The organism is Scytonema sp. UIC 10036, assembly GCF_009725235.1.
Genome location: NZ_WJFC01000323.1, coordinates 1 through 10,359, shown reverse-complemented (window position 1 = coordinate 10,359; position 10,359 = coordinate 1). Strand labels below are relative to the sequence as shown.

6 protein-coding genes and 1 pseudogene are annotated in these 10,359 nt (G+C 34.5%); 5 read left to right on the top strand and 2 right to left on the bottom strand.

Annotation, left to right across the window (positions count from 1 at the left end; genetic code table 11):
- The first annotated feature begins 294 nt into the window (after nucleotides 1-294).
- On the top strand, nucleotides 295-486 hold the full coding sequence (locus F7734_RS64915) for a hypothetical protein (protein ID WP_243147624.1): 192 nt from the start codon (nucleotides 295-297) through the stop codon (nucleotides 484-486).
- Between the two features lie 700 nt (nucleotides 487-1,186).
- On the opposite strand, the gene F7734_RS58775 is transcribed toward F7734_RS64915, so the two are convergent.
- Together F7734_RS58775 and F7734_RS58770 are read right to left on the bottom strand one after the other, a co-directional pair.
- On the bottom strand, nucleotides 1,187-1,405 hold the full coding sequence (locus tag F7734_RS58775) for a hypothetical protein (protein WP_155753422.1): 219 nt from the start codon (nucleotides 1,403-1,405) through the stop codon (nucleotides 1,187-1,189).
- A 287-nt stretch (nucleotides 1,406-1,692) separates the two neighbouring features.
- A pseudogene (locus tag F7734_RS58770) lies at nucleotides 1,693-1,926 on the bottom strand (hypothetical protein); the annotation flags it as partial.
- A gap of 4,722 nt (nucleotides 1,927-6,648) precedes the next feature.
- On the opposite strand from F7734_RS58770, the gene F7734_RS58765 reads away from it, so the two are divergent.
- The 4 genes from F7734_RS58765 (at nucleotide 6,649) to F7734_RS58750 (ending at nucleotide 10,119) form a co-directional block, all read left to right on the top strand.
- Nucleotides 6,649-7,359 (top strand): hypothetical protein, encoded by a 711-nt coding sequence (locus F7734_RS58765; protein ID WP_155753419.1) that lies wholly within the window; start codon nucleotides 6,649-6,651, stop codon nucleotides 7,357-7,359.
- Nucleotides 7,360-7,863: 504 nt separating this feature from the next.
- Nucleotides 7,864-8,010 (top strand): hypothetical protein, encoded by a 147-nt coding sequence (locus F7734_RS58760; protein ID WP_155753417.1) that lies wholly within the window; start codon nucleotides 7,864-7,866, stop codon nucleotides 8,008-8,010.
- Nucleotides 8,011-8,476: 466 nt separating this feature from the next.
- A complete protein-coding gene (locus F7734_RS58755) occupies nucleotides 8,477-9,442 on the top strand; it encodes a GNAT family N-acetyltransferase (protein ID WP_155753415.1) in 966 nt (321 codons plus the stop codon).
- 77 nt (nucleotides 9,443-9,519) lie between these two features.
- Entirely contained in the window at nucleotides 9,520-10,119 is a 600-nt protein-coding gene (locus F7734_RS58750) for an ankyrin repeat domain-containing protein (RefSeq protein WP_166482814.1), read from the top strand.
- Nucleotides 10,120-10,359: the final 240 nt, after the last annotated feature.

Here is a 10,359-nt window from a genome sequence, read left to right as displayed (position 1 = left end):
TCCCCCCTTTATAAGGGGGGATTAAGGGGGGTAAAAAGAGATGTCACAGATGGTGGAGTTTTTTCTATGCATCTTCAAAGGTGAAAAAGTGGCTTTCTAAGCAATGTTGTAACCTGAAACTCTTCATTTTTTGTCCGGAAAATCGGTTTTTTAGATTTTATTGAAAATTGTGCAAGACATCAAATGAAAAATTCATCTAGAAGAAGGATAGTTTTATGTCTACCAAAGGTTGAATTATTTCTTTTTAGCAGTCTTTGATTTGAACTGGGCAATACAACCCGCCGAAATTAGTGTATGAACCTCCTTTCAAATACCTCTGTTCTAGGTGGGCTTAAGAGCGCTCTACCTAAAGGCAGCAGCAAAGCTATCGCGACTAAAGAGGGAACGCCAGCCCCAGAAACCTCAACTGAAACCTTTATTCTTGAGTCTAATCACACAGTTTCACCAGATTTGCTAGCAAATCTGGTGAAGCTAAACACCAACTGACTCTTAATCCAGGTAGCCCATAGGTTTTGGAAAGGGTTCCAATTGATATAGCTCATCCATATAGCAAGCCGGAAGCGGGAAGTGGAGAACTGTTATACGTCAGATTGGCAAAAACAGCATTTCAGACTATGTAAGTTCCTACTCGAGCTACCGAATTTATGAGGTCTTTTTGTTCTTCTAACGTTTAGCAAAGTCAGTGGGTTGTTAGGTCTTTAGAGGAGTTTGAAAGTATCAAATATTTTTTACCCCACCCTAACCCTCCCCTTATAAAGAGGGAGGGAACTTCAATTTCTCTTATTCCCCCCTTTATAAGGGGGGACTAAGGGGGTTAATCATGTGGATGAAAATGACAGCTAACCACTTTTCAAACATCCTCTTAGACGGGAATAAACTTTTTTAAGGGTTACCACTACAGATTTACCGCGATTAATAATGAAATTAAGCAGAATTAATCTTTAGCAATAAGTTCAAGATCGTTAGAACCTTAAACTCAAAACTCCATGCAAAACTTTTTCCACTCTGGGGTAACTGTTCAAATATGACATTTTCATCCAGCCATATTGAAGCTCTTACAGTTAAATCTGTGATAAAGAAATACAAACATCATCGTCAGAAAACACAGATTCATGACTCGTTCGGGAATCCATTTGAATTGTTAACTTCATCCTTTTTCCAATTGGTCTGGCTTTCAGTCCAACCACTAAAACTTACGCAAATTTCCTAAATAAAAAGCCTTGCAATACTCTCGCTCTTGTTGATTACTACTTTTTTGTTCACCAGCTTTTGCTTGGGCATCCTTTAATAACTGAATTGCCTCAGCATGACCTGCTGCTAAAGCAATCAAATAAGTGTCCTTCCATCGCGCCCCACGTGTGAAAACATCAGCCTTTTGTTCAATTAACAACTTAAATCGCTCCATCACCCTTCCTGCTGCCAGTTCAAAGGCGTCCAGCCATATTCATCCTGTTGATTAACATTAGCACCAGCCTGAATCAACTTCTTTAACAGCTGCAAAATTACCAGATTTTACTGCATCAATTAACTGCAAATTACTCATGTCAAACCTACCCTATTTGCAAGAAAGTTCACTTCACTTAGTTTTGTTCAATTTCTCTCATTGTTTGTTTTATATAGATGTACCATTTTTAAAGAATGTAGCATACGTTTGAACTAGGTCAAATTTAAAACCTAAGCTGTAATAGAGCCTTAAAGCTCGTTGATATGTACGATTTGTACCAATAAAAAAGTATTTACTGGCTCTCCAAAGTGCTCTAAGCTTGTACATACAACGAATTGCCAAAAAATCTTCCAAAGTCCATTTCCGTAGAACTCAGGTAATAGTGCCAATTCTTCAATAGACATTTCGTTACCCCAAATACGCCCGTAGCAAGAACCAATTATTCTTCCGTCGTATTCTAATCCAACCCAAGTTTTCACGGCATCTTCTTGGTCTTGAGCATTTGTTAACTGCCATTCTTCGAAATTCTCTTAGCTGTCTATTTTTTCTGAGTAAATTCACCTATCATGACAGCATAAGCCTTATTGTATAAGTCAATAAACTCTGATTAAACGATTTTTAACAAAAGAAATTTCGGAATATTTTTAGATAGCTGGGAAGCTCAATTGTTTCAAGTATATTTTGGCTAGCAGTCATTGTTAGCCTGGGTTGCATATCAAAATTTAGTCGGGTAAAAGTCCTGCATAATAAGCATTATGAGACGGGACTTTCATTATTGTCATAACAAGTTCATTAGCAGATAACTGAATAAAACTCAGTTTTTAATCTGTTCAATTGCTGCGTTTAATAATTTGATATCTACTAGACCAGAGAGAAGGAATTATATATTGAATACTTTGTTTTCCATAGTTGTTAATTAGAGAACGACAAAAAGCAATTTTATTGTTTCTCAATTTAATTAAATAAATTGGTTTCATTGTTTAATTTTGTTTTGATGAAAATTAATAAATGCATCATCTCATGAGGTTGAAAGAAAGTATTTGGAAAATATCTCATAAGCTGTTTCTTTAAATTGTGCATAATAATCCGAATATTCAGTTTTTCTCTACTTTTAGAAAATTGATAAAATTTCTTGCTTCTTATAAGGACTATATCATACATTTTATAAAAAAAAATATTGCTTTTGTGAAAATTTAGCAAATTGAACAATGACATAATGAAATATTAAATGAAATTATATATGGCGTAATTATGTACTTCAACTAAATACTATAATCAATGATAAAAACATTTGTCATGGGTAACTTGCAAAGCTATTTTCTTTGTATCATATGAGCGAAATATAATGATACTCTACTATTAAATATTTCTAAAATAAATAAATTTTGTGGTGAAAGGGTATTCAGCTTAAATCTCTAACTAAAGAAGATGAATTCTGTATTCAAGTTTATTCAATTATATTGCAAACAATTCTCAAGAAGTGCAACGTTATTTGGATGGCGATCGAGGATGCTAAGGCGTGTTTCAAACTATAACCACAAAATAATGGGGCGATGCGGAACCGCCCTGCGCGAACGCAATCATAGCTGTATAATTGGCTGCCAGTTTTTACATATATGGTAGTAAAAGTTTTAACTTCCCACTGTTCGTTACTTAAATCCCTTGGTTCATAATTATAACAATGCGATCGCCTCCTTGTTCAGGATACAACGAGTTTGAAACATGCCCTAGCTGTCAAGGTGAACTTCTTAGCATTAGCCAAAAGTTGTACGGTTGAAAAGTATCGATGCGAAGGTTCAACAATGTTGAGCGCTCTTTCTTGGAACCTCTGTCTGTTCGAAAAAAGCGCCAAACGCACTTTAGCAACTAAATCTTAGAAAACCAGAACAAACTGTTCCTTAGAGAGACTGAAAATTGTCTATTGTTGCAAGTTCAATAGCAATTATCAACCTCGATAAGTTCTTTAAATTTCATCAATCAAGTAAAAATCGAAACAACCTGCCTCAATTCTAGGTCCAGCACTGCTAATACCAGTTCTCCATGAAGATCACTTAATTTCAACACCCAAACTGCCAAGACGCCAAGAGCGCCAAGAGAGAAATTAATCATTTAGTGCAAGTTTATAGAGAATGGTATTATCCGCTCATTCTTGTCACATTGACAGGGCTATTCTGATTAAATTAGCTTCAGTGTATCCTGAATCAGAGCTATTCACGATCAATTAAACTTTAATAAAGTCGAAATATCTATGAGAGAGCCAAATCTTTAAAGAATTCAGCTCAACAATCTGTAATTGAAAATTGTAAGCGGTCGCTTCAGTTTGAGTGACAGTTTCAAAATCAAAGGTTCGAACTAATGGCTCGTCACTTAAGGAATATGAACTTCAGCAAAGCTAGATAATAAGCTTGCTCCATAACCTCTACGTTGACCATTTCTCCTGACATAGACCGGCTTCTATTGTATACCAATAGAGGTTTATCAAGTTGCGTCTTTGATTATCATTTGCTACAAGCATTTTTTGACGTTATGTTTTCTAAAAAACGGTTATATAAGGGTTAGTGACAAGTGGCAATGCCCAAAAAACATCATGCCACATATCAGAATGGTGTCAAAATCAAATGATTTATTCACGGAGAATTAAGTTAACTGGAAATTCTTTATTTGCTAACTCGTAAAATACTTTAGAGTCAATCATCCAATAACAGGAACTATTTTCCAACTTACCATCCTATCTAAATCCTCGGAAACCTTTTCTAAAGTTGGTAGTTTGAAATCAATTTTTTAAGATATCAAGACCGAAAATAAACTCTTTGCATGCTTTATATGAACAACGTTTATTGTCTTTCAAACAACTTGTTCCAAATAGAGCACCGTTGCTCGTTGGCAAAATATTTCTGAATACAATTGTGTCTCCATGACGTTTCATCTCCTTAGAAAACTTACTTTGATGCTGAGTACTTACTTGTTAATTTTTGCAAAACATGTTTACAAATAAGCTTCTCTTTTTTTACAAAATTATCTCTTGAAAAAGCTCGATAACAACATTTGAGCATAGTTCAAGTTGAATAACTAAATAACAAAATATTACCTCTATAATCTAATTTTTTCTCAAATTAATACATTAACAAAACATGGGTCTAGCATCTTAATACCTGCAATTACTTCTCGATTCTTCGCTGTACTTAGATGCAAGTGATATATGACTTTAAGCAGAGTAAGGCTTACACCTTCTCCTACTTAATTTTCTGAGTGCTCAGCACCTCTGCGATTACTTAAGAAACTTTTCAAACTCTCGTGTAAGCCCTAACAATTTTTATAACAAGGAAGTCTACAAAATTATTCAAACCTTCGCTCACTGTCTCTGACTTTCAAACAACTAATAATGAGGGAAAGTATTGCCATCTGAATTAAAAAATTGTGATTTTCATTGGAGACAAACACTTAACTTCTTGTGTAAAGCTATTTATCAAAAGTTTAGGCGTTCGTCTCTTTAATCATCCACAATATTTAGTAAATTATAAACTCTAATTTTATAAATCAGCCCTTAGATAGAGTTTAAAAACAGTGATTTTACAGATTAGATTTCTTTAGTTCAAATTGGCGTTACGATAAGCCTTTGTTTATAAAAGACATCTGAAGAAATTTTTGAAAGCCGCTCTTAGAGGATGTTTGAAAAGTCATGATTGATGTATTAAATATTTTTTACCCCATCCTCTTAACCCTCACAGCTTGTAAAGGGGATGGAACAGAATTTCTTGTTTCATCCCCCTTTACAAGGGGATTAGGGGTAATTCATTGTGATTAAAAGCCACAACAAACAACTTTTTTTAACATCCTCTTAGAGGATGTTTGAAAAGTCATGATTGATGTATTTAATATTTTTTTAACCCCACTTAACCCTTTCCTTGTTAAAGGGGAGGGAACTGATTGTAAGGGGAGGGAACGAATTATTTCTTTGTTTCCCCCTTTAGCAAGTGGGGTTAGGGGGGGTAAGAAATCATAGTTTTGAAAGCCTAACATAAATCATGGACTTGTTCTAAACATCTCTTAGAGGATGTTTAAACAAGCCATTGTTTTATGGTTGTGCTTTTAAATCACATGATTCTCTCTCTCCCCTCCCCTAATCCTCCTTGACGTAAAGGGGGGAAACAAAGAAAAAATTCAGTTCCTCCCCTTTCATCAAGTTCCTCTCACCCTTTAAGCAAGGGAAGGGTTAAGGGTGCGGGTAAAAAAATATTTTAATACATCAATCATGATTTCAACCATCCTCTAAGAGGATGTTAAAATTAAAGTATGTTTGTTGTGGCTTTGTAAATCACATGATTCCCTTAATCCCCTTGTAAAGGGGGATGAAACAAGAAAAGATTCGGTTACCCATGCCCCTTTACAAGGGATGGGTTTAGAGGTGGGGTAAAAAATATTTAATACATCAATCATCATGGACTTTTCAAACATCTCTAAGAAGCGGCCTTTCAAAAATTTTTCAGAATGTCTTTTAATAAACAAAGGCTTTCGTAACGCCAATTTGAACTAAAGATCTATCTGTAAAATCACTGTTTTTAAAACTCTATCTAAGGGCTGATTTATAAAATTAGAGTTTATAATTTACTAAATATTGTGGATGATTAAAGAGACGAACGCCTAAACTTTTGATAAAATAGCTTTACACAAGAGTTAAGTGTTTGTCTCCAATGAAAATCACAATTTTTTAATTCAGATGGCAATACTTTCCTCATTATTAGTTGTTTGAAAGTCAGAGACAGTGAGCGAAGGTTTGAATAATTTTGTAGACTTTCCCTTGTTATAAAATTTGTAGGGCTTACACGAGAGTTTTGAAAAGTTTCTTAAGTAATCGCAGAGGTGCTGAGCACTCAGAAAATTAAGTAGGAGAGGTGTAAGCCTTACTCTGCTTAAAGTCATATATCACTTGTCATCTAAGTACAGCGAAGAACGAGAAGTAATTGCAGGGTATTAAGATGCTAGACCCATGTTTTGTTAATGTATTAAATTTGAGAAAAATTAGATTATAGAGGTAATATTTTGTTATTTAGTTATTCAACTTGAACTATGCTCAAATGTGTTATCGAGCTTTTTCAAGAGATAAGTTTTTGTAAAAAAGAGAGCTTATTTGTAAACCATGTTTTGCAAAAATTAACAAGTAAGTACTCAGCATCAAAGTAAGTTTTCTAAGGAGATGAAACGTCATGGAAGACACAATTGTATCTCAGAAATATTTTGCCAACGAGGAACAGTGCTCTATTTGGAACAAGTTGTTTGAAAGACAAATAAACGTTGTTCATAATAAAGCATGCAAAGAGTTTATTTTCGGTCTTGATATCCTTAAAAATTTGATTTCAAAACTACCAACTTTAGAAAAGGTTTCCGAGGATTTAGATAGGATGGTAGGTTGGAAAATAGTTCCTGTTATTGGGATGATTGACTCTAAAAAGTATTTTACGAGTTTAGCAAATAAAGAATTTCCAGTTAACTTAATTCTCCGTGAATCAAATCATTTAGATTTTGACCCACTTCCTGATATGTGGCATGATGTTTTTGGGCATTTGCCACTTGTCACTAACCCCTTATATAACCGTTTTTTAGAAAACATAAGTCAAAAAATGCTTGTAGCAAATGATAATCAAAGACGGCAACTTGATAACCTCTATTGGTATACAATAGAAGCCGGTCTATGTCAGGAGAATGGTCAACGTAGGGTTTATGGAGCAAGCTTATTATCTAGCTTTGCTGAAGTTCATTATTCCTTAAGTGACGAGCCATTAGTTCGAACCTTTGATTTTGAAACTGTCACTCAAACTGAAGCCGACCCTTACAATTTTCAATTACAGATGTTTGAGCTGAATTCTTTTGAAGATTTGGCTCTCGTCATAGAGTATTTCGACTTTATTAAAGTTTAATTGATCGTGAATAGCTCTGATTCAGGATACACTGAAGCTAATTTAATCAGAATAGCCCTGTCAATGTGACAAAATGAGCGGATAATACCAATTCTCTATAAACTTGCACTAAATGATTAAATTTCTCTTCTTGGCGCTCTTGGCGTCTTGGCAGTTTGGGGTTGAAAATTAAGTGCATCTTCATGGAGAACTGGTATTAGCAGTGCTGGACCTAGAATATTGAGGCAGGTTGTTTCGATTTTTACTTGATTGATGAAATTTAAAGAACTTATCGAGGTATGATAATTGCTATTGAACTGCAACAATAGACAATTTTCAGTCTCTCTAAGGAACAGTTTGTTCTGGTTTTCTAAGATTTAGTTGCTAAAGTGCGTTTGGCGGCTTTTCTGAAACAGACAGAGGTTCCAAGAAAAGAGCCTCAACATTGTGAACCTTCGGCATCGATACATTTCAACCGTACAACTTTTGGCTAATGCTAAGAAGTCACCTTGACAGGGCTAGGGCATGTTTTCAAACTCGTTGTATCCTGAACAAGGAGGCGATCGCATTGTTATAATTATGAACCAAGGGGATTTAAGTAACGAACAGTGGGAAAGGTTAAAACCTTTACTACCATATATGAAAAACTGGCAGCCAATTATACAGCTATGATTGCGTTCGCGCAGGGCGGCTTCCGCATCGCCTCCATTATTTTGTGGTTATAGTTTGAAAACACGCCTTAGCATCCTCGATCGCCATCCAAATAACCGTTGCACTTCTTGAGAATTGTTTGCAATATAATTGAATAAACTTGAATACAGAATTCATCTTCTTTTAGTTAGAGATTTAAAGCTGAATACCCTTTCACCACAAAATTTATTTATTTTAGAAATATTTAATAGTTAGAGTATCATTATATTTCGCTCAATATGATACAAAGAAAATAGCTTTTGCAAGTTACCCATGACAAATGTTTTTATTCATTGATTATAGTATTAGTTGAAGTACATAATTACGCCATATATAATTTCATTTAATATTTCATTATGTCATTGTTCAATTTTGCTAAATTTTTCACATAAGCAATAATTTTTTTATAAAATGTATGATATAGTCCTTATAAGAAGCAAGAAATTTTATGAATTTTCTAAAAGTAGAAAAAACTGAATATTCGGATTATATGCACAAATTTAAAGAAACAGCTTATGAGATATTTCCAATACTTTCTTTTCAACCTCATGAGATTGATGCATTTATTAATTTTCATCAGAAACTACCATATAATGACAATGAAACAATTTATTTAATTGAAATTGAAAACAATAAAATTGCTTTTTGTCGTTCTCTAATTAACAACTATGGAAAACAAAGTATTCAATATATAATTCCTTCTCTCTGGTCTAGTAGATATCAAATTATTAAAGCAGCAATTGAACAGATTAAAACTGAGTTTATTCAAGTTAGTCCTGCTAATGAACTTGTTATGACAATAAATGAAAAAGTCCCGTCTCATAATGCTTATTATGCAGGACTTTTACCCGAACTAAATTTTGATATGCAACCCAGGCTAACAATGACTGCTAGCCAAAATATACTTGAAACAATTGAGCTTCCCCAGCTATCTAAAAATATTCACGAAATTTCTTTTGTTAAAAATCGTTTATCAGAGTTTATTGACTTATACAATAAGGCTTATGCTGTACATGAAGGTGAATTTACATCAGAAAAAATAGAGCAGCTAAGAGAATTTCGAAGATGGCAGTTAACAAATGCTCAAGACCAAGAAGATGCCGTGAAAACTTGGGTTGGATTAGAATACGACGGAAGAATAATTGGTTCTTGCTACGGGCGTATTTGGGGTAACGAAATGTCTATTGAAGAATTGGCACTATTACCTGAGTTCTACGGAAATGGACTTGGAAGATTTTTGGCAATTCGTTGTATGTACAAGCTTAAGAGCCACTTTGGAGAGCCAAGTAAATACTTTTTTATTGGTACAAATCGTACATATCAACGAGCTTTAAGGCTCTATTACAGCTTAGGTTTTAAAATTGACCTAGTTCAAACGTATGCTACATTCTTTAAAAATGGTACATCTATATAAACAAACAATGAGAGAAATTGAACAAAACTAAGTGAAGTGAACTTTCTTGCAAATAGGGTAGGTTTGACATGAGTAATTTGCAGTTAATTGATGCAGTAAAATCTGGTAATTTTGCAGCTGTTAAAGAGTTGATTCAGGCTGGTGCTAATGTTAATCAACAGGATGAATATGGCTGGACGCCTTTGAACTGGGCAGCAGGAAAGGGTGATGGAGCGATTATTAAGTTGTTAATTGAACAAAAGGCTGATGTTTTCAACGTGGGGCGCGATGGAAGGACACCTTATTTGATTGCTTTAGCAGCAGGTCATGCTGAGGCAATTCAGTTATTAAAGGATGCCCAAGCAAAAGCTGGTGAACAAAAAAGTAGTAATCAACAAGAGCGAGAGTATTGCAAGGCTTTTTATTTAGGAAATTTGCGTAAGTTTAGTGGTTGGACTGAAAGCCAGACCAATTGGAAAAAGGATGAAGTTAACAATTCAAATGGATCGAACAGTCATGAATCTGTGTTTTCTGACGATGATGTTGTATTTCTTTATCAAGATTTAACTGTAAGAGCTTCAATATGGCTGGATGAAAATGTCATATTTGAACAAGTTACCCCAGAGTGGAAAAAGTTTTGCATGGAAGTTTTGAAGTTTAAGGTTCCTAACGATCTTGAACTTATTGCTAAAGATTAATTCTGCTTAATTTCATTATTAATCGCGGTAATCTGTTAGTGGTAACCCTTAAAAAAGTTTATTCCCGTCTAAGAGGATGTTTGAAAAGTGGTTAGCTGTCATTTTCATCACATGATTACCCCCCTTAGTCCCCCCTTATAAAGGGGGGAAATAAGAGAAATTGAGTTCCCTCCCCTTTATAAGGGGAGGGTTAGGGTGGGGTAAAAAATATTTGATACATCAATCATGACTTTTCAAACA